Genomic DNA, 22,428 nt, shown 5'->3' with positions numbered 1-22,428 from the left:
CGGGGCCAGCGCTTGCGAAACCGATCTAACCGACAAGACCGAGGGCTCTTGAAGATTGCGGGCTATTTAAGCCAATGCGCGATCCGCGCAACTGCTTCCTGCATCTCCGCCGCGGAACGGGCATAGGAAAATCGGATGAAGGCGCGGCCGTGGATCGGATCGAAATCGACGCCCGGGGTCGCTGCGACATGCGCCTTCTCGAGCATTTCGCTGGCGAAGGCGAAGCTGTCGGAGGTGAAGTCGGAGACGTCGGCGTAGAGATAGAACGCGCCGTCGGCGGGCAGGAACTTGGTCAGCCCGGCCTTGGGCAGGCCTTCGATCAGGATGCGGCGGTTCTCCTGATAGCCGCGCTTGATCGCTTCCATCTCCTCGCGGCCCTCGAAGGCCGCTTCGGCGGCGATCTGCGACAAGGTCGGCACCGAGATCGACAGGTTCTGCTGCAGCCGCTCGATCGGCCGCACCAGCACATCGGGCACCACCATCCAGCCGACGCGCCAGCCGGTCATGCAGAAGTACTTCGAGAACGAGTTGATCACGAGCGCGTTCGGCGACAGCTCCGCCGCCGTCACCGCAGGAAATGCGTAGTCGAGGCCGTGATAGATCTCGTCGGAGATGAAGCGGATGCCCGCGCTGTCGGCGGCGGCCATCAGGCTCGACAGCGCCTCGCGCGACATCATCGTGCCGGTCGGGTTCGCCGGGCTGCCGACCAGCACGCCCTTCAGCGGCGCCTTGCGATGGGCGGCCAGCAGCGCCTCCCCGGTCAGCGCGTGGCGGGTGTCGCCTGAGGTCTCGATCAGCACCGGCTCGCAGCCGAGCGCGGTCAGGATGTGCCGATAAGGCGGATAGCCCGGCACGGTGACGGCGACCCGGTCGCCCGGCTCGAACATCGCAAGAAACGCCAGGATGAACCCGCCCGACGAGCCCGTGGTGACGATGATGCGCTCGGCATCGACCGCGCAGCCATACGTGTCGCGGTAATACCGGGCGATGCGCGCGCGCAGACTGGGAATGCCGAGCGCCGAGGTGTAGTCGATCCGCCCGCCGGCAAGCGCGGCCTGTGCGGCGGCGATCGCCGGCTTCGGCGCCCCCTCGGCGGGCTGCCCCACCTCCATGTGGATGACATGGCCACCCGCGGCCTCGATTCGCGCCGCAGCCGCCATCACGTCCATCACCATGAACGGCGGAACATCGCTCCGGCCGGACGCTGTCAAAAGGCTGCTCACACGGTCTCTCGCTGTCGCTTCACGCATGGATTTCTGCTATTGCACGGCCGCTGCCGGGTTCGGGTTCCGATACCGGCGACCGCCCCAGACTGGCCGCATTCGGTGGCTCCTTATAACGCTTTCAGGCCAAGTGCATACCCGGTTCGCGTGAAGAAGAACTGCAAAAACAACAGACTGTGCCACGCGCCTGCCCCGGTCGGGTCGGGAACCGGACTTTGCCGCCGCGCGGCCAGAAATCGCCGATAGATCGCCCATGCTGTTCCGCCTCGCTCTTCGTGCCAGGACCCTCAAGCCGACGGCGTTCAAGCTCACCGCATTGCTGACCGCGGTTGCACTCGCCGTTGGTCCCGGCGTCCCTGCGCGAGCCCAGCAGAAGGGCCCGCCGGTGCTGCGCGACACCGAGTCCGAGCAACTGCTGCGCGAATATACCAGGCCGATCCTGCGCGCCGCCGGTCTCGAGAAGCAGAACATCCAGATCGTGATCATCAACGACGGCTCGTTCAACGCCTTCGTCGCCGACGGCCGCCGCATCTTCGTCAATTACGGCGCGCTGCTGCAATCGGAGACCCCGAACCAGATCATCGGCGTGCTGGCGCATGAGACCGGCCATCTGGCCGGCGGTCATCTTGCCAAGATGCGCGAGCAGCTGGCGCAGGCGCAGACCCAGATGATCATCGCGATGCTGCTCGGCGTCGGCGCGCTGGCCGCGGGCGCTGCGAGCGGCGGCGTTGGAAACGGCCTCTCCAGCGCCGGTGCCGCCGCGATCTCGGCGCCGCAGTCGGTCATTCAGCGCACATTGCTCTCCTACCAGCGCCAGCAGGAGGAAAACGCCGACCGCGCCGGCGTCAAGTTCCTGAACGCGACCGGCCAGTCCGCCAAGGGCATGTATGAGACGTTCAAGCGCTTCACCGACGAGAGCCTGTTCGCCGCGCGCGGCGCCGACCCCTATCTGCAGTCGCACCCGATGCCGGTCGATCGCGTCTCGGCGCTGCAGGACCTGGCGCGCTCGAGCCCCTATTGGGACAAGAAGGACGATCCGGCGCTGCAGCTGCGTCACGACATGATGCGCGCCAAGATCTCGGGCTTCATGGAACGGCAGGACACGGTCTACCGCCGCTATCCGTTGTCCAACACCAGCCTGCCGGCCCGCTATGCGCGCGCGATCACCACCTATCTGCACGGCGATCTGCGTTCGGCGATCGCGCAGATCGACGGCTTGATCCAGGTCCAGCCCAACAATCCCTATTTCTACGAATTGCGCGGCCAGGCACTGCTCGAAGGCGGCCGGCCGGCGGAGGCCATCGCGCCGCTGCGCCGCGCGGTGCAGCTCTCCGGCAGCTCGCCGCTGATCGAGATGCTGCTCGGCCAGGCGCTGGTCGCCTCCGATAACAAGGCCTACACCGACGATGCGATCAACATGCTGCGCGCCGCCGTGGCGCGCGAGCCCGAGGCGCCGCTCGGTTATACCCAGCTCGCGATGGCCTATGGCCGCAAGGGCGACTATGCCCAGGCCGACCTCGCCTCGGCGCAGGCCGCCTATCTCCGCGGCGACAACAAGACCGCCCGCGAACTGGCATCGCGCGCCAAGACGCGGTTTGCGATCGGCACGCCGGGCTGGGTCAAAGCTGACGACATTGTGAGCGCCAAGCCGATGCCGGGTCAGAAAAACAACTAGAAATAAACCGTAGTTCCATACAACGATCACCGAAACCAGCCCGCGGCCCTGCCGAATTTCGGGCCACCTCGAACAAGGATTTTGCCATGCCAGCGCTTCGTTTTCTCGCCCCTGCCCTGCTCGCGCTCGGTATTTGCGCCGCGCCGCTGACTGCGTCCGCGCAGAGCTTCAACGATACCCAGCGCGGCGACATCGAGACCATCGTGCGCAACTACCTGATCGCGCATCCCGAGGTGCTCGAAGAGGCGATGAACGAGCTCAGCAAGCGGCAGGCCGCCGCCGAAGCCGAGAAGCATGAGCAGAGCGTCGCCAAGAACGCCGACACGATCTTCAACTCGCCGCGCGGCGTCATGCTCGGCAACAAGGACGGCGACGTCACCTTCGTCGAGTTCTTCGATTACAATTGCGGCTACTGCAAGCGCGCGATGTCCGACATGCTCGACCTGATGAAGTCGGATCCGAAGCTGAAGGTCGTGCTGAAGGAATTCCCGGTGCTGAGCCAGGGCTCGGTCGAGGCCGCGCAGGTCGCGGTCGCCGTGCGCATGCAGGATCCGACCGGCAAGAAGTATCTCGAGTTTCACCAGAAGCTCCTGGGCGGCCGCGGCGCCGCCGACAAGGCGCGCGCGCTGGCGGTCGCCAAGGAGGTCGGTCTCGACATGACCAAGCTCGAGAAGGACATGGCAAGCCCCGAGGTGAAGGCGACCATCGAGGAGAACTTCCGCCTCGCTGAATCCATGGGCATGAACGGCACGCCGAGCTACGTGATCGGCAAGCAGGTCGTGATCGGCGCGGTCGGCGTCGAGGGTCTCAAGGAGAAGATCGGCCTTGCCCGCTGCGGCAAGGCGACCTGCTGATCGTCGCTTCGACAGCGCTCATCCATCAAGAAAAATCCGGCTGCCTGGCAGTCGGATTTTTTTGTTTGCGGCACCGAACCGCTTCCGCGCTGGCCGCAACCAAGGGGCATCACCAATAACGGAAGTCGCGCGCCATGCCCCTGGCCCCGCCAACACTGGCCCCGCCAACCCTTGCTCCACCAACACTTGGCTACGATCTCACCCTCCTGAAGACCGCGCCACAGCGTGGCTCCGACCACGATCATGGCTGGTGCTACGGTCTGCCATCGGGCATTCGCACCGAGCAATGGCCGCTCAGTCCCCATGACGGCTCTCCGATGCAGCACTGCTTCACGCTGCGCGTCCCGGCGCAGTATCGCGCCAAGGGTGACGCCTATGTCGCGCTCGCCATGTTCGCCGATCAGCAATATGACGAACCCGTCGAGATCGACGCGGTCGCGCAATATCTCGCGGCAGAGACCATCGCGCGTCCATCCGATCCCAATCTGCTGCCCTACTTCGCCTATCGGCAGAACCGTCATCCGATGGAGTTTCGGATGAAGGACATCATCGACCACAATTTTGTGGCGATCTGGCTCACGGAGACCGAGTTCGCAGGACCGCTCTGCCGGCCGCCGGAGCTTGCCGGCAATCCGCTGCTGGAAACCAATTCGCCTCCGCGCTGGCTCGTGAAGGGGGCGGCGCGCACGGCGTTCGACGTCAACGTCGGCCGCACCCGCAGCGACGCGCTGGAGAAGACATACTGGTACCGCCTGTTCGGCGGCATCCCCGAGGCCGGGCACCACGCCTACGGCATCGCACTTGCGCCGCGCGACGACGATCCCAATGTCGGCAAGCCGCCGCGCGATCATCTGCTGCACAAGGGCGAACTCGGCGACTACATCGCGCCTTACGGTGGGCAAGGCAGTGCACGCGGTCTCGAGCGGTTGGACGGCCGCAACCATCTCGGCGGAACAATGTTTCCGAACCAGTGGACGCCGAGATACAGCGCGACCTATCTCGAGATCGAAGAGCATTTCGGCGGATTCAATTTCGGCGGCGGCAACGGCCAGCTCGACCTTGCGAGCATGGAGTTCGACTGGGCCTGCGGTTGAAACGCAAATCGTTCATCGCGCGTTCACACAAGAAACAATCTGCAAGGAACCGCAAATCAACAGGAACATCGCACATCCTCTCCCGTTGTCGGCGCGGGCAATGCTGAATAACGAGGAGGACTACAATGTCTAACCGCTTTCTGATTTCGGTCGCTGCGGCGGCTTTGATCGCTGGTACCGGATTCGCGAATGCACAGGGCGCCGGCGGCGCCAACAAGGAATCCGGGGCCGGCGGTGGCGCGACCGTGCAGCACAGCGCACCGTCCGGTGGCGCATCGTCGGGCACCATGCAGCGCGATACGGGCGGCATGAAGGGTTCCGAGCACTCCACGACCGGTGAGTCTTCTTCAGGCATGAAGGATGACGCGTCGGGCATGAAGGGCGCCGAGTCCGAAAAGTCCGGCCCCGCCACCAAGGGTGCACAGGAGAACACGCAGAAGTCCAAGAGCATGAGCTCGGAGAACGATGCGACCAAGGGCGCCAAGGAAGGTTCGAAGGACATGAAGGCCGAAGGCCGCGACAAGAGCGGCAACATGAGGGCCGAGGAGCATGACAAGAGCGGCAAGATGAACAACGCCGCCGAGAGCCGTGAGAAGAGCGGCGCTACCACCAACCAGAACGCTCAGACCAAGAGCCCGACCGACACCAACCGCGCGCAGACCAACGACACCAGCCGCACCCAGACCACGACCGGCAACGCGGCGACGTCGGCCACCGCGGCGCCACCGGCCGAGAAGCGCACCCAGATCTCGACGGCGATCAAGTCCGAGCACGTCGCCGAAGTCACCAATGTGAACTTCAACGTGTCGGTCGGCACCCGTATCCCGGCCGACGTGCACTTCTACCCGGTGCCGGAGCGCGTCGTGACGATCTATCCGCAGTGGCGCGGCTATGAGTTCATCCTGGTCCACGGCCGCTACATCATCGTGCAGCCGGAGACCCACGAGATCGTCTACATCATCGAGGGCTAAGCCGGCCTCGGCGCGAGGGTGCCATGACGAGCCCTCGCCTCGATCTCAACCCCGCCCCCTCAGGGGCGGGTTTTGCATGCGGCTGCACCCCGCAGTCGCCAGTGGATGGCTGGCCGGAGCACACCCCCGGCCTGCCTTCCGCCAGATTTAGTTAATCAGCAATTTCCGTAGGTTACGGCAGCTATCTAACAGAGCGAAGGAAGCTGTTGAAGACGTTCCGATTTCACCTAAAGACTTCCCCTGCGGCCGGTTGTTACCTATAACCCGGCCCACTTTCCCCTTCGGAACCCATGGAAATGGCTGCTGCCGGAACGATCTATGTGCTGAATGGCCCGAACCTCAACCTGTTGGGGACGCGCGAGCCGGAGACATACGGCCATGCCACCCTCGCCGACGTCGAGAAGCTGTGCGCGGACACCGCGCGGCAGTTCGGGTTGACCGCCGACTGCCGGCAGTCCAACCGCGAGGGCGAACTGATCGACTTCATCCATGAGGCTCACGCCAAGAAGGCGGTCGGCATCATCATCAACGCCGGCGGCTACTCCCATACCTCGATCGCGCTGCATGACGCGCTGGTTGCGGTCAAGATTCCCGCCGTCGAGGTTCACGTCAGCAACATCCACGCCCGCGAGAGCTTCCGGGACCACTCGTTCACTGCTAAAGCCGCCTTCGCGTCACTTTGCGGCTTCGGCATCGACGGCTACCGGCTTGCGATCATCGGCCTCGCCACCAGGATCGGTGCGAAGGCAAAGACTTAATCGTCAATCCTGACGTTCCCCGTCACCAGACAGAGATTTCGGATCAAACAACATGGCGCGCCAGCCAGACGACAAACCAGCCGCAAAGTCCAAGAACGACTCCAAGAACGACGACAGCGTCCTCATCCGCGAGCTCGCGCTGCTGCTTGCTGAGACCAACCTCACCGAGATCGAGATCGAGCGCGCCGGCCTGCGCGTCCGGGTCGCGCGCAATATCAGCATCGCCGCCTCCGTGCCGTCAGCCGTGCATGCGGTTGCCGCCCCGGTGGCAGTGCCGGCTGCCGCCGCTGCCGCCGCCGACATGGCGAAACACCCGGGTGTCGTGCCCTCGCCGATGGTCGGCACCGCCTATTGGGCTCCGGAACCTGGCGCCAAGCCGTTCATTGAAGTCGGCAGCAAGGTCACGGCCGGCCAGACGCTTCTGATCATCGAGGCGATGAAGACGATGAACCAGATTCCGTCGCCGCGCGCGGGCACCGTGACGCAGATCCTCGTCGAGGACGGCCAGCCGGTCGAATTCGGCGAGCCGCTCGTCATCATTGAATAGCTTCCGTCAACGTCAGGCGCTGCGATGTTCGACAAGATCCTCATAGCCAATCGCGGCGAGATCGCGCTTCGCGTGCTCCGGGCCTGCAAGGAGCTCGGCATCTCCACCGTCGCGGTGCATTCGACCGCCGACGCCGACGCCATGCATGTGCGCCTCGCCGACGAGAGCGTCTGCATCGGGCCGCCGCCGTCGAAGGATTCCTATCTCAACATCCCGGCGCTGCTGGCCGCCTGCGAGATCACCGGCGCCGACGCCGTGCATCCCGGCTACGGCTTCCTGTCCGAGAATGCGCGCTTCGCCGAGATCCTCGCCGATCACAATCTGGGCTTCATCGGGCCGAAGGCCGAGCACATCCGCCTGATGGGCGACAAGATCGAGGCCAAGAAGACCGCCAAGCGCCTCGGCATCCCCGTGGTGCCCGGTTCGGACGGCGCAGTGACGGCGGACGACGATGCCATGGCGATCGCCAAGGAGATCGGCTTCCCCGTGCTGGTGAAGGCGGCGGCCGGCGGCGGCGGCCGCGGCATGAAGGTCGCCCACACCGAGGCCGACCTCGCGCTGGCGCTCACGACCGCGGCCAACGAAGCCAAGTCGGCGTTCGGCGACGCCTCGGTCTATCTGGAGAAATACCTGCAGAAGCCGCGCCACATCGAGATCCAGATTCTCGGTGATGGCCGCGGCGGCGCCATCCATCTCGGCGAGCGCGACTGCTCGCTGCAGCGCCGTCACCAGAAGGTCTGGGAGGAAGGCCCCTCGCCCGTGCTTGGCGCGGCGGCGCGCGCCAGGATCGGCGAGACCTGCGCCAAGGCGATGCGGGACATGAAGTATCTCGGCGTCGGTACCATCGAATTCCTCTACGAGGACGGCGAATTCTATTTCATCGAAATGAACACGCGCATCCAGGTCGAGCATCCCGTCACCGAAAGCATCACGGATATCGATCTGGTGCTGGAGCAGATCCGGATTGCCGCCGGCGGCGAGCTTCCGGCCAAGCAAAGCGAGATCGCGATCATCGGCCACGCCATCGAGTGCCGCATCAATGCGGAGAACCCGCAGACCTTCCGTCCGTCGCCCGGACGGATCACGCAATTCCACGCGCCTGGCGGTCTCGGCGTGCGGATCGATTCCGCCGTCTATCAGGGCTACGTGATTCCGCCCTATTACGACTCGCTGGTCGGCAAGCTGATCGTGCACGGCAAGACCCGCGGCGAATGCCTGATGCGGTTGCGCCGGGCGCTGGACGAGATGGTGGTCGACGGCATCGAGACGACGCTGCCGCTGTTCCGCGCGCTGGTGCGCGAGCCCGACATCATCGAGGGCGACTATCACATCCACTGGCTGGAGCAGTATCTCGCCGGCCAGCCATCCGACGCCCCGAAATAGTTTGGAACTTTGTGGAACCCAGCGCCCCGCTCAAACGTACTAAAGGGTTGTTGGCTTTCCACGGGGACGCATTGAATCCCACTCTCGCGAAGAGACCGTCGTGACACCAGTTTCACGACGCCGGTCCACGTTACAGATCCTGCTGCTCTCGGCGGGATTTTTCGTGCTGGTCGCGGTCAGCGTGGCGTCCGTCCTGCTGGTCAACAAGGCGCGTGAGGACAACGCCTGGGTCGTCCATACCGTCGAGGTGGAGAGCCAGGTTGCCAATCTGTTGCTTGACGTCAGGCGCGCCGAAAGCGCGACCAGGGCGTATCTGCTGACGTCAGCACCACAATACCTGTCTGAGTACCAGTCGGCCGCGGCGGCGCTCCCGGCCGCGCTCGGCCATCTCCAGATGATGACCGTCGATAATCCGGCGCAGGTCGCCAATGCCGCGAAGCTGAAAGCCGCCGTCGAGCAACGGCTGGCCGAGTTCGCCCTCAGCATCGAGCGCGCCAACAACAACGACGCCGCGACCAGCGTCGACATCCTGCGCCAGGGCACTTCGGCCGATGCATTGGAAGCGATCGCCCGGATCGGCCGCGACATGCGCACCGAGGAGGATCGGCTGCTGGCTGAGCGCACCGCAACCGCGGACAGGACCCAGGTGCTCGCCTCCTCCGTCACCATCGCCGGCTCCTGCATGGTGCTGGCGCTCGCCGCCCTCTCGCTCGTGCTGCTGCGGCAGTCCTCGCGGGCGCGCGACGAGGCCGAGGCCAGGCTGCGCGACAGCAACGTCAATCTCGAAACCATCGTCGACGAACGGACCGCCGACCTGCGCGAGGCCAACGAGGAAATCCAGCGCTTCGCCTATATCGTCAGCCACGACCTGCGCTCGCCGCTGGTCAACATCATGGGCTTCACCAGCGAGCTGGAGGAATTGCGCGGCGACATCTTCAAGCGCATCGCCACGCTCAATCGCACCGCATCGCTGGCGCCGGCGATGGAAGACGCGACCGACGTGGCCGAGCCCGAGCTCGAAGGCTCCGACAAGCAGCTATCCGACGATTTCAACGAATCGCTCGGCTTCATCAAATCGTCGATCGCCAAGATGGACCGCCTGATCAGCGCGATCCTCAATCTCACCCGCGAGGGCCGCCGCGAGTTCAAGCCGGAGCGGATCGATCTCCGCGAGCTGATCGACGGCATCGTCAAGACGGTCGCGCATCAGGCGGCCGAGGCCAATGCGACCGTCGAGGTCGGCGCTTTGCCGAATCTCGTCAGCGACCGCCTCGCGCTGGAGCAGATCTTCTCCAACCTGATCGACAATGCACTCAAGTACCTCAAGGACGGCGTCCCCGGCGAGATCTCGATCGAGGGCCGCACCAAGCTGGGTTTTGCGATCTTCGAAGTGACCGACAATGGCCGCGGCATCGATCCGAAGGACCACCAGCGCATCTTCGATCTGTTCCGCCGTGCCGGAACCCAGGACAAGCCCGGTCAGGGCATCGGGCTTGCCCATGTCCGCGCACTTGTGCGCAGACTGGGCGGCACCATGTCGGTAACATCGGAACTTCACAATGGCAGCACGTTCACGATCACGCTGCCTACCAAATGGTCAGGCAAGAACTCAGGCAAGAACCGGGACAAAGAATCATGAGCGATCCAGTCACCATCATCATGATCGAGGACGACGAGGGCCATGCCCGCCTGATTGAGCGGAATATCCGGCGCTCAGGTGTCAACAATGAGATCGTCCCGTTCACCAACGGTACAGAGGCCGTGCACTACCTGTTCGGCAAGGATGGCAGCGCGGTTGAGCGCAAGGGCCAGGCCCTGCTCATCCTGCTTGATCTCAATCTGCCTGACATGACCGGCATCGATATTCTGAAGCGGGTCAAGGAAAACAAGCATCTCAAGGCGACGCCGGTGGTCGTGCTGACCACCACCGACGACTCCCAGGAGATCAAGCGTTGCTACGAACTCGGCTGCAACGTCTACATCACCAAGCCGGTGAACTACGAAAGCTTTGCCAACGCCATTCGCCAGCTTGGCCTGTTCTTTTCCGTGATTCAGGTGCCGCCAGCTTCCCTATGACCAGCGCAACGCCGACACTGCTCTACATCGACGACGACGCGGCGCTGGCGCGCCTGGTCGAACGCGGGCTGACGCGCGCAGGCTACAAGGTCGTGCACGCCGCAAGCGGCCAGGAAGGCCTCGAGCGGCTCGCCCAGGGCGGCATCGACGTCGTCGCGCTCGACCAGTACATGCCCGGCCTCGATGGGCTGGAGACGCTGGAGCAGATGCTCAAGATTGCGGACGCACCGCCGGTGGTGTTCGTCACCGCCTCGCAGGATTCGGCGATTGCCGTCACCGCGCTGAAGGCCGGCGCGGCGGACTATCTGGTCAAGGACGTCAGGGGCGAATTCATCCCCCTGCTCCAGGTCGCGGTGAACGGCGCGGTCCGGCGCGCCGCGATCCAGAAGGCGCGCGACGAGGCCGAGGCCGAGGTGCACGCCTCGCGCGACCGGTACGCCGCGCTCGCCGCCGAGCGCGAGGTTCTGCTGCGCGAGGTCAACCATCGCGTCGGCAATTCGTTGCAGATCATTGCCTCGCTGCTGCATCTGCAAGCCAATTCCTCGACCCAGCAGGATGTCAAGGCGGCGCTCACCAATGCGATGGGCCGTGTCGCCGCCGTCGCGCAGGTGCACCGCCGCCTCTACACCTCGCACGACTTCAAAACGGTGATGCTCAACCAGTATCTCGAGGCGCTGCTCGAGGATCTCAGGCGATCGGCCGAAGGCAACAAGATGTCGCGGCTGACGCTGAAGGCCGAGCCGGTCGAGATCGATCCCGACCGCGCGGTCGCGATCGGCATCATCGTCAACGAGCTGGTGATGAACGCCGTGAAATACGCCTATCCCGACGGCGCCGGCCCGATCCATGTCGAGCTGAAGCCGGACGCGGACGATTTGCAGCTTGCGATCAGCGATGAAGGCGTGGGCTTCTCCGACAAGGCCGATCCACGCGGCACCGGGATGGGCCAGCGCATCGTCGCGGCGATGGCCGTCAAGCTCGACGCCAGCGTCGAGCGCGACCCCAGCCACAAGGGCACCCGCTTCGTGGTGCGGTTTGCCCGCGTCACCCCGGCGCCGGCGAAATCGACAAGCGCTGCCGCCAGTTAGGCCGCTGATGGTGGCGGATTGATCGAATTTTCGCGTTGGCCTTAACGGCCGCGTCACCCTGTTGTTCGATCGCGGCCGCTTGCCCTGACGGGTTAAGACAAATCTGGGCGTTGTTTGCCATGCTTTTCCTCCAGCTTGGCAGGAACGGCACGATGTTCGAGCGCAGGGTGGTTTTTGGAAAGAAGCAGGCGACGTCGGGCGATCCTAGGGAGTCCGTGCGTCCGGCACCGGGCGCCGACGGCGCGGCACCCGCCTTTCACAGGAGGCAGTGGGAAGATCCGCGGATCGGGCCGATGCTGCGCGATGCGGGGTTCGCGCCCGACGACGCAGCCAGCATCGTGCCGGCGGCGGACAATCGCCTCGCCGTGTTTGCCGCGGCCAACCAACGGCTGCAGGAGCGCACCGAGAGTTTCAACCGTGACATGACGGCGCGCCACGGCCACTGCCGTGCGTTGCCGTTCCTGGTCATCGACCACAAGATCTGGGACGGGCCGCATGGCGCGTTTCTCTACGCGCAGCTGGATCTGATCGGCTACGACGAGTGGAACGTGATCATGCTGGCGGAAGATCCGCAGACCACGGAAACATGCGGCCTGGCAGGCCATCCCGGCTTCCTTCCGGCGGTGACGCAGCTCATGACCGAGCATGTGATCGCCTGGGAGGCGCAGCACAACGCCCTGCTCAAGACATTCGGAATCACCGCGAGCGGCGGCCGCGACATCTCGCGCGAGCAATATGAGATGGAAAAGGACACGCTGCGCAGGGAGATTATCGACAAGGCCGGTTGGATGAAGCTGCGCATCATCGACGACCTTCTGCGCAAGAGCTAGAAGCGCCTTCCGCTTCCCCAACCTCTCAATCAGGCCGATCGCGGTGCCGCCGCGTGCGATGTGGACGGCAGTCCTGACATGGCGCGCCGAAGATCACCTGCGACGGATAGGGCCGCGCGGAGTGATACGGCGTCGAACCGAACAGACCCGCCGCGCCGAAGCCCGCGCTGAAGGGATCGGCGGCAAAGCTGCCCGGAAAGGAGCCGTTGCTGCGGAAGTCGCGGTCGTCATTCCTGCCGTCGAAATACACGCCGCCGGTGCTGCCGTAACGCAGCGACCGTTGCGGCTCCAAGTCATGAGACAAGTTCTGGGCCGAGGCAGCGGCGGTGCCGAGCGCGATGGCGGCGCAGGCGATCAATGCTCTGATGGCGGTCATGGCGAAGGCTCTCATTGCGGAATGGTCCCCCAGTCACCCTTCCAGGCGATCAGGCGTCCCTTGCCGAATTGCAGATAGAGCCCGTCGCTGCGCCGCGACAGCACGCTGCCCCTGACATTGGGCAGCGCGACGAACAATTCATTGCCCGGCGTGCCGCGAACGTAGTTCAGCGGAACGCCGAGCGACTGGCTGGCCTGGTCGGCGCTCATGCCGAAGGCGAGCGGAATGCTGTTCGGTGGCCGCTGCTGCGCACGGGCCGCGCCCACCGGCGCGGTCAGCGCGATGACGAGGGTAACGACGAACAGTGTGACGAACCGTTGCATGACCGACCTCATGGCACTGCCGCCGCGAGCGTGCCGGCCGGCGTCCAGCCGCCGCCGAGCGCCTGGAACAGGCTGCTCGCCGCCAGCAGCTTGTTGAGCCGCACCGAGACAAGGTTGAGTTCAGCCGTGAACAGCGTCTGCTGTGTCTGCAGCACCGTGATGAGATTGACCGTGCCGCCGCGCAGCTGCGTCTCGGAGACTTCGAACGCCTTGCGTGAGCTCGCCACCACGTCGGACTGCAGCCGCTCCTGCAGCGTATACTTCTGCAACGCGATCAGCGCCTTCTCGACATCGGCGAAGGCCGACAGCACCGCCTTGCGATAGGCCTGCAGGTTTTGCAATTGCTGGCCCTTGGCGAGCTTGAGCTGGCTCTCCAGCAGGAAGCCGTCGAACAGCGGCTGGGTCAGCCCGGCCGCGAGCGTGTAGTACCAGGCGCCCGGCGCGAACAGCGAGGCGAGCGCCGCACTCTGGAAGCCCGTGGTGCCGGTCAGCTGGATCTGCGGGAAGAACGCCGCCCGCGCCGCGTCGACGCTGAAATTGGAGGCCGCGAGCTGCGCCTCGGCCTGACGGACGTCAGGCCGCTGGTAGAGCAATTCCGACGGCATCCCCGGCGTGATGCGCGGCACCGAGATCTGCGTGGTGCTGCCGCCGCGCACCGAGAAATCGGCCGGCGCGCGCGCCACCAGCAGTGCGAGCGCGGCGGTGTTTTGCCCCAGCGTCACCTCGAGCGGCGGGATCGCCGCGCGCTGCGTGGCGACCAGCGCCTCCTGCTGCGACAGGTCGAGCTGCGAGGCGGTGCCGCCGGCGAATTGCGACTTGATCAAAGCCAGGATGCGCTCGGCTGCCGCCAAATTGCGCCGGGTGGCCTTGATCTGGTCCTGCGCCGCAAGCACCTGGAAATAGGTGTTGGCCACCGTCGCCATCGTGGTCAGCGCGACCACCTCGCGATTGTAGCGGGAAACCGTCGCACTCTCTTCCGACGCCGACAACGTCGCGCGGTTCTTGCCCCAGAAATCGACGATATAGCTCGCGCTGAGTCCCAGACTGTACTGCGAGAACGTACCGCTGCTGCCGCCGAGCGACGAATTCGATCCCGTCGCGACCTTCTGACGCTCCGCATTGGCCGACCCCGAGATCGACGGCAGCAGCGCGGCGCCGGACACGCCGGCCTGCGCGTCGGCCTGCACGATCTGGGCGATCGCCACCGCGATATCGAGATTGTAGAGCTGCGCGGATTCCATCAGCCCGGTCAGCTCGGGCGAGCGGAAGCCGCGCCACCAGGCGAGCGCCGGAACGGCGGCGTCGGCATCGCCCTTGGCCGCGGCGCGATAGCTCGCCGGCACTTCGAGACTGAGCTCGGGTTTCTCCACCCCGGGAATACAGCCGGTCAGGCCGAGGCTCAGACCAAGGCCGAGGCCGCCGAACGCGGCCGCGCGCCGAAACCGGACCGGTTTCCGCAATATTCGAAGACTATGCAACGCTGCACCTGTCGGCATTTACTCGCCCGGTTGAAGTGAGGAGCCCGGCATCCGCATGGCGCCGCCGCGGCGGACGCGCAGGGCCCACAAGCGGAACCGGTCGAGATAGAGGTAGATGACCGGCGTCGTGTAGAGCGTCAGGACCTGGCTCAGGATCAGGCCGCCGACGATGGCGATGCCGAGCGGCTGCCGCAGCTCGCCGCCGTCGCCCATCCCGATGGCAAGCGGCACGGCGCCGAGCAGCGCGGCCATCGTCGTCATCATGATGGGACGGAAACGCAGCAGGCATGCCTCCTTGATCGCCTCGAGCGGCTCCAGCCCGCGCCTGCGTTCCGCGTCCAGCGCAAAGTCGATCATCATGATGGCGTTCTTCTTCACAATGCCGATCAGCAGCATGACGCCGATCAGCGCCATGATACTGAACTCGGTCTTGAATGCCATCAGCGCCAGCAAGGCACCCACACCTGCCGAGGGCAGTGTGGACAAGATGGTCAGCGGATGGACGTAGCTCTCATAGAGTACGCCCAGCACGATGTAGATCGTGACGATCGCGGCCAGGATCAGGAACGGCTGGTTGCTGAGCGAATCCTGGAACGCCTTGGCGGAGCCCTGGAAGGTGCCGCGGATCGTGGCCGGGACGCCGATCCGGTTCATGGTCGCCTCGATGCTGCCGACCGCGGTGCTCAGCGACACGTTCGGCGGCAGGTTGAACGAGATGGTGTTGGCGACCAGGAGGCCCTGGTGATTGACCGCAAGCGGCGTCGCGCCCTGCTTGAACGCCGCCACCGCCGACAGCGGGATCATGGTCTCGCTGTTGGTCGAGACGGCCGATCCGGTCGAGGCCACGCCCTTCCCGGTCGAACCGATCGAATTGGTGGCCTGGTTGCGCGCGGCCTGAGCATTGGTCGAACTGGCCGCGCTCGAGGTTCCCGGCGCCACCACGGTGCCGGCCACCGCGTTGGTCGATTGCGAGCCGCCGACCGATCCGCCCGACGTGCTGATGTAGACGTCCTTCAGCGTCTCGGGGGTCTGCCAGTAGCGCGGCGCGACCTCCATGATGACATGGTACTGGTTGCGCGCGACATAGATCGTCGACACCTGACGCTGGCCGAAGGCGTCGTAGAGGGTGTTGTCGATCTGGCTCACGGTGATGCCGAGCCGCGCCGCCGCGTCGCGGTCGATCACGAGGTCGGATTCCAGGCCCTTGTTCTGCTGGTCGCTGTTGACGTCGGCAAGGTTCGGATCGCGCTGCATGGCCGCCGCGATCTTCGGCGTCCAGTCATTGAGCTCCTCCAGCGTCGACCCCTGCAACGTGTACTGATACTGCGCGTTCGAGGCCCTGCCCCCGACCCTGATGTCCTGCACCGCCTGCAGGAACAAGCTGGCGCCGGGCACCACCGCCATCTCGCGGCGCAACCGCGAGATCACGCCGTCAGCGCCGATCTTGCGCTGGCCGAGCGGACGCAGCGAGACGAACACGAAGCCGGAATTGGTCTGGCCGCCGCCGGTGAAGCCGACCACGGTCTCGACCGCCGGATCCTTCTGGATGATCCCGACGAATTGCGCGAGCTTCTGCTGCATCAGCTGGAACGACACGCTCTGGTCGGCCTGGATCGAGCCGACCAGCCGCCCGGTATCCTGCTGCGGGAAGAAGCCCTTCGGGATCACGCTGTAGAGATAGAAGTTGAGGCCGAACACCGCCGCCAGGATCAGCATCACCGACAGCGGATGCGCCAGCGCCGCGGTCAGCGTCCTGCGATAGAAATTCAGCATCGCCTCGAAGAAGCGCTCGCTGGCCCAATAGAGCCGGCCGTGGCCTCCGTGGTCCGGCTTGAGCAGCACCGCGCACATCATCGGGGTGGTCGCCAGCGAGACCGCGAGCGAGATCAGGATCGAGATCGAGATCGTCATCGCGAATTCGCGGAACAACCGCCCGACGATGCCGGCCATCAACAGGATCGGGATGAACACCGCGATCAGCGAGATGCTCATCGACAGCACGGTGAAGCCGACCTCGTTGGCGCCCTTCAGCGCCGCTTCGAGCGGGCTCAGGCCGTCCTCAATGTAGCGGGCGACGTTCTCCAGCACGACGATGGCGTCGTCGACCACGAAGCCGGTCGCGACCGTCAGCGCCATCAGCGACAGATTGTCGAGGCTGTAGCCGATCAGGTACATCGCCCCGAAGGTTGCGACCAGCGACACCGAGACCGCCACCACAGGAATCAAGGTGGCGCGCAAATTGCGCAGGAACGCGAACACCACGATGATGACCAGCATTACGGCCAGAACCAGCGTTCGTTCCACGTCGCGAAGCGAGGTGCGGATGGTTGTCGAGCGATCCACCGCAAGGCCAATGTCGATCGCCGGCGAAATCGAGGCCTGCAACTGCGGCATCAGCCCCTTCACCAGATCGACGGTCGAGATGATGTTGGCGTTCGGCTGGCGATACAGGATGAGCAGCACCGCCGGCTTGCCGTTGGCGAGCCCGGCATTGCGCAGATTCTCGACGCCGTCGGCCACCTCGCCGACGTCGGAGAGGTGAACCGGCGCGCCATTGCGGTAGGCCACGATCAGCGATCTGTAGTCGTCGGCCTTGTTGGCCTGGTCGTTGGCGTAGACCTGGTAGCGCTGGTCGCCGACATCGATGCCGCCCTTGGGGCTGTGGGCGTTGGCGCTCGACAGCGCCGCGCGGACGTCTTCGAGCCCGATGCCGTATTTGTAGAGCGTCTGCGGGATCAGATCGACCCGAACGGCGGGCAGCGAGCTGCCGCCGACCACGACCTCGCCGATGCCCTCGACCTGCGACAGCTTCTGCGCCAGCACCGTGGAGGCGGCATCGTAGAGTGCGCCGCGCGTCAGCGTATCCGATGTCAGCGTCAGGATCAGGATCGGCGCATCCGCCGGGTTGACCTTGCGGTAGGTCGGGTTGCTGCGCAGGCTGGTCGGCAAGTCTGCCCGCGCCGCATTGATCGCCGCCTGCACGTCCCGCGCCGCGCCGTTGATGTCGCGGTTCAACCCGAACTGCAACGTGATGCGGGTCGAGCCGACCGAGCTCGACGACGTCATTTCAGTCACATCGGCGATCTGGCCGAGATGCCGCTCAAGCGGGCTGGCGACCGTGGTCGCGACGTCCTGCGGGCTGGCGCCGGGCAGCGTCGCCTGCACCGAGATGGTCGGAAAATCCACCTGCGGCAGCGGCGACACCGGCAGCTTGAAGAACGCGACAAGGCCGGCCGCCGCAAGCCCGAACGTCAACAGCGTGGTTGCGACCGGCCGGCGGATGAAGGGCGTTGACGGATCCATGGCTCAACGCGACCCGCTCGCCTCGCCGACCTCGTCCGCCCGCCCGGCAAACCGCAGCGCCAGGCGATCGAACCAGAGATAGATCACCGGCGTCGTGAACAGGGTCAGCATCTGGCTCACCAAGAGGCCGCCGACGATCGAGATGCCGAGCGGATGCCGGAGCTCGGAGCCGGCGCCGCTGCCGAGCATCAGCGGCAGTGCGCCGAGGACAGCGGCCATCGTCGTCATGATGATCGGCCGGAACCGCAACAGGCAGGCCTGGTAGATCGCCTCCCGCGGCGGCTTGCCCTCGTTGCGCTCGGCGTCGAGCGCAAAGTCGATCATCATGATCGCATTCTTCTTCACGATGCCGATCAGGAGGATGATGCCGATGATCGCGATGATGGTGAGGTCCTGGCCTGCCATCATAAGCGCCAGCAATGCGCCGATGCCGGCGGAAGGCAGCGTCGACAGGATCGTCAGCGGATGGATAAAGCTCTCATAGAGCACGCCCAGCACGATATAGACCGTGATGATCGCGGCCAGGATCAGGAACAGCTGGTTGGAGAGCGAGGACTGGAACGCCAGTGCCGCGCCCTGGAAGCTCGTGATCATGCCGAGCGGCTGGTTGATTTCGGCCTGCGCCTGCTTGATCGCGGTCACCGCGCCGCCGAGCGAGGCGCCCGGCGCCAGGTTGAACGAGACGGTTGCCGACGGAAACTGGCCGAGATGCGAGACCTGCAGCGGCGCGGTCTCGACCCGCATCCTGGCCATGACGGACAGCGGCACCGGCGTCGAGCCCACCGATGACGGCAGATAGATCGACGACAGCGAGTCCAGCGAGTTCTGCAGCGACGGATCGGCCTCGAGGATGACGCGGTACTGGTTCGAATTGGTGAAGACGGTGGAGACGATGCGCTGGCCGTAGGAATCGTACAGCGCATTGTCGATCGTCGCCGGCGTGATGCCGAAGCGCGCGGCCTGGTCGCGGTCGATGTCGACGAACACCGAAAGTCCCTGCGCGGAGATGTCGCTGGTGACGTCGCTGAGCTCCGGCAATTCCCTGAGCTTGTCGACCAGCTTCGGCGTCCATTCCGCAAGCTCGTTCGGATCGGCGTCCTGCAGGATGAACTGATACTGCGTCCGGCTCACCGTGCCTTCGATGGTGAGGTCCTGGACCGGCTGCATGTAGAGCGTGATGCCGGTCAGATCAGCGGTGCTCGCCTTGATCCGGTCCATCACCGTCGAGACGCCGGCCTTGCGCTGCTCATGCGGCTTCAGGTTGATCAGGATGCGGCCGCTGTTGAGCGTGGTGTTGGTGCCGTCGACGCCGATGAAGGACGACAGGCTCTCGACGTCGGGATCCCTGAGGATCGCGCTGGCGAGCCGCTGCTGCCGCTCGGCCATCGCCGCATAGGACACCGATTGCGGCGCCTCCGAGATCGCCTGGATCACGCCGGTGTCCTGCACCGGAAAGAAGCCCTTGGGAATGACGACGTAGAGCAGCGCCGTCAGCCCAAATGTTGCGAGCGCGACCAGCAGCACCATGGTCTGGCGGTCGAGCACCCAGTTGAGCATCCGGCCGTAGATCGCGATGACGGCGTCGAAGCCTTCCCGGCTGAGCCGTTGGAAAGTGTTCTCGCGCGTCATGCTCTCCGGCTTCAGGAGTTTCGCGCAGGCCATCGGCACCAGCGTCAGCGACACCACGGCGGAGATCAGGATCGTGACCGACAGCGTGATGGCGAATTCGCGGAACAGGCGGCCGACGACGTCGCCCATGAACAACAGCGGGATCAGCACCGCGATCAGCGACACCGTCAGCGAGATGATGGTGAAGCCGATCTGCTCGGAGCCGCGCAGCGCCGCCTCGAGCGGCGATTCGCCCTCCTCGATGTAGCGCGAGATGTTCTCGATCACGACGATGGCGTCGTCGACCACGAAGCCGGTCGCGATCGTCAGCGCCATCAGCGACAGATTGTTGAGGCTGAAGCCGAACAGATACATCGCCCCCAGCGTGCCGACCAGCGAGAGCGGCACCGACAGGCTCGGGATCAGCGTGGCGCGGGTCGAGCGCAGGAACACGAAGATCACCAGCACGACCAGGATCACCGCGAGCGCCAGCTCGTATTCGACGTCGCGGACCGAGGCCCGGATCGTCACGGTGCGGTCGGTCAGGATGTTGAGGCCGATCGCGGCCGGCAGGGTGGCCTGCAGCTGCGGCAGCAGGTCCTTGATGCCCTGGACCACCGAGATCACGTTGGCGCCGGGCTGGCGCTGGATGTTGAGGATGATCGCCTGGGTTTCGTTCATCCAGGCGCCGAGCTTGTCGTTCTGCGCGCCGTCGACGACGTTGCCGACGTCGCTGAGGCGAACCGGCGAGCCGTTCTTGTAGGCGATGATCAGCGAGCGGTAGTCGCTGGCATTGCGGATCTGGTCGTTGGCATTGATGGTGTAGGCGCGCATCGCACCGTCAAAATTGCCCTTCGGTGTATTGACGTTGGCGTTGCCGAGTGTGGTGCGGAGATCGTCGATGTTGAGGCCATAGGCCGCGAGCTTGCGGGTGTCGGCCTGGATCCGCACCGCGGGCCGCTGGCCGCCGCTGATGCTGACGAGGCCGACGCCGGGCAGCTGCGAGATCTTCTGCGCCAGCCGCGTGTCGACGAAATCCTGCACCTGCGTCAGCGGCATGGTCTTCGAGGTCAGGCCGAGGGTCAGGATCGGCGCGTCGGCCGGATTGACCTTGGCGTAGATCGGCGGCGCCGGCAGGTCCGACGGCAACAGATTGCCGGCGGCGTTGATCGCGGCCTGCACCTCCTGCTCGGCGACGTCGAGCGAGATCGACAGGCCGAACTGCAGCGTGATCACGGACGAGCCGGCCGAACTCACCGAACTCATCTGGTTCAGATTCGGCATCTGGCCGAACTGCACCTCGAGCGGCGCCGTCACCGACGACGTCATCACGTCGGGGCTGGCGCCCGGATAGAAGGTCTGCACCTGGATGGTCGGATAATCGACTTCCGGCAGCGCCGCGACGGGGAGGAATCTGAACGCCAGCATGCCCGACAGCATGATGGCGATCATCATCAGGGTCGTCGCCACCGGCCGCAGGATGAATGGCCGCGACGGGTTCATTTCGTCTGCCCGTCCGCGGCACCCTTGTGGTTGTCGCCTCCCGCCTTGTCGGGATCGGCGCCGCCCTTGCTATCTGCCTTGGTGTCTCCCTTGCCGTCTCCCTTGGCGGCCCCATTCGCCGCGCCGCTCGCCGTCCCCTTGGCTGCACCGGCCGGGCTCGCGGTATCGGCGGCGGAGCGCACCACCACCTTGGCGCCCTCGCGCAGCTTGTCGGCGCCGTCGATCACGATGCGATCGCCGGGTGTCAGCCCCGAGAGCACCTCGACGCGGTCGCCGTCGGTGACGCCGATCTTGACCGGCCGTACCGAGACCGTGCTATCGGCGTTGACGAGATAGACGAAGGTGCCGGGGACGCCGCGCTGGATGCCGGCGGTCGACATCGTCGTGGCATCCTTGTGGGTGTCGAGCAGCAGGCGGATGTTGACGAACTGGTTCGGATACAGCGTGCGCTTGTCGTTCTCGAACTGGGCGCGCAGCTTGATCGTGCCGGTGGTCGCATCGATCTGGCTGTCGAAGGTCTGCAGCGATCCCTCGGCGAGCTTATTGGCGCCGCTGCGGTCATAGGCCGCCGCCGGCAGCACCGCGCCCTCCTTCAACCGCTTCGCGACCGCTTGCAGATTGTCCTCCGGCAGCGTGAACAGCACGCTGATCGGCTCGAGCTGCGTGATCACGACAAGGCCGTTGGTGTCGCCCGCCGTCACATAGTTGCCGAGGTCGACCTGGCGCAACCCGACCCGCCCGTTGATCGGCGAGACGATGCGACAATATTGCAGATTTACCTCGGCCGACTTCACCGACGCTCGGTCGGCCTCGACCGTGCCCTGATACTGCGCGACCAGCGCGACCTGGGTATCGAGCGTTTGATGCGGCACGGCGTTCTGCGTGGCGAGATTCTGGTAGCGAGTGAGATCGACCTGGGCACCCTTCAGCTGCGCCTCGTCGCGCGCCAGAGTGCCCTTGGCCTGCGCCAGCGTCGCCTCATAGGGACGCGAATCGATCTCGGCGATCAGGTCACCCTTCTTGACCTCATCGCCCTCCTTGAAATCGATCTTCATCAGGTAGCCGCTGATCTGGCTTCTGATCGTCACGGTCGCGAGCGACGTCACGGTGCCGAGCGCATTCAGGCTGACGCCGATATCGCCCTTGCCGACGGCCTCCGGCACGATCGACATCGGCCCGGCATTGCGGCCGCCGCCGGCCTGCGGCGGCGCGGCCTGCTGCCGCGTCCACCAGACGATGCCGGCGAGCACCGCCAGCACAACACACCCTGTCAGAAAGCCTCGCCCGCGCGATGGCCGCCTGGTTTGCTCGGGCGCCACGATAGACGGGTCTTTGATA

18 protein-coding genes are annotated in these 22,428 nt (G+C 65.3%); 11 read left to right on the top strand and 7 right to left on the bottom strand.

Annotated elements, in window-relative coordinates; all coding sequences use genetic code 11:
* Nucleotides 1-62 precede the first annotated feature (62 nt).
* Nucleotides 63-1,250, bottom strand: a complete 1,188-nt coding sequence (locus AAFG13_RS03165; protein WP_342711094.1) for an aminotransferase class I/II-fold pyridoxal phosphate-dependent enzyme — start codon at nucleotides 1,248-1,250, stop codon at nucleotides 63-65.
* A 226-nt stretch (nucleotides 1,251-1,476) separates the two neighbouring features.
* On the opposite strand from AAFG13_RS03165, the gene AAFG13_RS03160 reads away from it, so the two are divergent.
* The 11 genes from AAFG13_RS03160 to AAFG13_RS03110 all read left to right on the top strand — a co-directional run bounded on the left by AAFG13_RS03160 (nucleotide 1,477) and on the right by AAFG13_RS03110 (nucleotide 12,499).
* Nucleotides 1,477-2,898 (top strand): M48 family metalloprotease, encoded by a 1,422-nt coding sequence (locus AAFG13_RS03160; RefSeq protein ID WP_212317537.1) that lies wholly within the window; start codon nucleotides 1,477-1,479, stop codon nucleotides 2,896-2,898.
* Between the two features lie 86 nt (nucleotides 2,899-2,984).
* Nucleotides 2,985-3,752 (top strand): DsbA family protein, encoded by a 768-nt coding sequence (locus tag AAFG13_RS03155; RefSeq protein ID WP_092113737.1) that lies wholly within the window; start codon nucleotides 2,985-2,987, stop codon nucleotides 3,750-3,752.
* 134 nt (nucleotides 3,753-3,886) lie between these two features.
* Complete coding sequence (locus AAFG13_RS03150) at nucleotides 3,887-4,846, top strand: hypothetical protein (RefSeq protein WP_342711093.1); 960 nt, start codon at nucleotides 3,887-3,889, stop codon at nucleotides 4,844-4,846.
* Nucleotides 4,847-4,971: 125 nt separating this feature from the next.
* Entirely contained in the window at nucleotides 4,972-5,817 is an 846-nt protein-coding gene (locus tag AAFG13_RS03145) for a DUF1236 domain-containing protein (protein ID WP_342711092.1), read from the top strand.
* Nucleotides 5,818-6,113: 296 nt separating this feature from the next.
* Nucleotides 6,114-6,575 (top strand): type II 3-dehydroquinate dehydratase, encoded by a 462-nt coding sequence (gene aroQ / locus AAFG13_RS03140; protein ID WP_342711091.1) that lies wholly within the window; start codon nucleotides 6,114-6,116, stop codon nucleotides 6,573-6,575.
* A 52-nt stretch (nucleotides 6,576-6,627) separates the two neighbouring features.
* Entirely contained in the window at nucleotides 6,628-7,122 is a 495-nt protein-coding gene (gene accB, locus AAFG13_RS03135) for an acetyl-CoA carboxylase biotin carboxyl carrier protein (RefSeq protein ID WP_212317544.1), read from the top strand.
* A 24-nt stretch (nucleotides 7,123-7,146) separates the two neighbouring features.
* Nucleotides 7,147-8,505 carry an acetyl-CoA carboxylase biotin carboxylase subunit gene (gene accC / locus AAFG13_RS03130; protein ID WP_092113729.1) on the top strand — a complete coding sequence of 453 codons (1,359 nt, stop codon included), beginning with the start codon at nucleotides 7,147-7,149 and terminating at the stop codon, nucleotides 8,503-8,505.
* Between the two features lie 100 nt (nucleotides 8,506-8,605).
* On the top strand, nucleotides 8,606-10,144 hold the full coding sequence (locus tag AAFG13_RS03125; protein ID WP_342711090.1) for a CHASE3 domain-containing protein: 1,539 nt from the start codon (nucleotides 8,606-8,608) through the stop codon (nucleotides 10,142-10,144).
* Nucleotides 10,141-10,581: a response regulator gene (locus AAFG13_RS03120; protein ID WP_212317548.1), complete on the top strand. Its 441-nt coding sequence runs from the start codon at nucleotides 10,141-10,143 to the stop codon at nucleotides 10,579-10,581. The genes AAFG13_RS03125 and AAFG13_RS03120 overlap by 4 nt, the downstream gene beginning before the upstream one ends.
* Complete coding sequence (locus tag AAFG13_RS03115) at nucleotides 10,578-11,669, top strand: response regulator (RefSeq protein WP_212317549.1); 1,092 nt, start codon at nucleotides 10,578-10,580, stop codon at nucleotides 11,667-11,669. Before AAFG13_RS03120 ends, AAFG13_RS03115 begins: the two co-directional genes overlap by 4 nt.
* 119 nt (nucleotides 11,670-11,788) lie before the next feature.
* On the top strand, nucleotides 11,789-12,499 hold the full coding sequence (locus AAFG13_RS03110) for a hypothetical protein (protein ID WP_342711089.1): 711 nt from the start codon (nucleotides 11,789-11,791) through the stop codon (nucleotides 12,497-12,499).
* 25 nt (nucleotides 12,500-12,524) lie between these two features.
* Here AAFG13_RS03110 and AAFG13_RS03105 read toward each other — a convergent pair whose 3' ends face one another.
* From AAFG13_RS03105 to AAFG13_RS03080, 6 genes are read right to left on the bottom strand one after another with little or no spacing between them, the layout of a single operon-like run.
* Entirely contained in the window at nucleotides 12,525-12,875 is a 351-nt protein-coding gene (locus AAFG13_RS03105; RefSeq protein WP_249131198.1) for a BA14K family protein, read from the bottom strand.
* An 11-nt stretch (nucleotides 12,876-12,886) separates the two neighbouring features.
* Complete coding sequence (locus tag AAFG13_RS03100) at nucleotides 12,887-13,198, bottom strand: hypothetical protein (RefSeq protein WP_342711088.1); 312 nt, start codon at nucleotides 13,196-13,198, stop codon at nucleotides 12,887-12,889.
* An 8-nt stretch (nucleotides 13,199-13,206) separates the two neighbouring features.
* The gene (locus tag AAFG13_RS03095; protein WP_212317557.1) at nucleotides 13,207-14,694 is read right to left on the bottom strand and encodes an efflux transporter outer membrane subunit; all 1,488 of its coding nucleotides are present in this window, start codon (nucleotides 14,692-14,694) and stop codon (nucleotides 13,207-13,209) included.
* The gene (locus AAFG13_RS03090; protein ID WP_342711087.1) at nucleotides 14,695-17,979 is read right to left on the bottom strand and encodes an efflux RND transporter permease subunit; all 3,285 of its coding nucleotides are present in this window, start codon (nucleotides 17,977-17,979) and stop codon (nucleotides 14,695-14,697) included. It abuts the gene before it with no gap.
* A 3-nt stretch (nucleotides 17,980-17,982) separates the two neighbouring features.
* The gene (locus AAFG13_RS03085; protein ID WP_342711086.1) at nucleotides 17,983-21,090 is read right to left on the bottom strand and encodes an MdtB/MuxB family multidrug efflux RND transporter permease subunit; all 3,108 of its coding nucleotides are present in this window, start codon (nucleotides 21,088-21,090) and stop codon (nucleotides 17,983-17,985) included.
* On the bottom strand, nucleotides 21,087-22,349 hold the full coding sequence (locus tag AAFG13_RS03080) for an MdtA/MuxA family multidrug efflux RND transporter periplasmic adaptor subunit (protein ID WP_342711085.1): 1,263 nt from the start codon (nucleotides 22,347-22,349) through the stop codon (nucleotides 21,087-21,089). The genes AAFG13_RS03085 and AAFG13_RS03080 overlap by 4 nt, the downstream gene beginning before the upstream one ends.
* Between the last annotated feature and the right edge of the window lie 79 nt (nucleotides 22,350-22,428).

The organism is Bradyrhizobium sp. B124 (assembly GCF_038967635.1).
GTDB lineage: Bacteria > Pseudomonadota > Alphaproteobacteria > Rhizobiales > Xanthobacteraceae > Bradyrhizobium.
The sequence above is the reverse complement of the archived record's forward strand: the minus strand, read 5'-3'. Positions and strand labels throughout refer to the sequence as shown.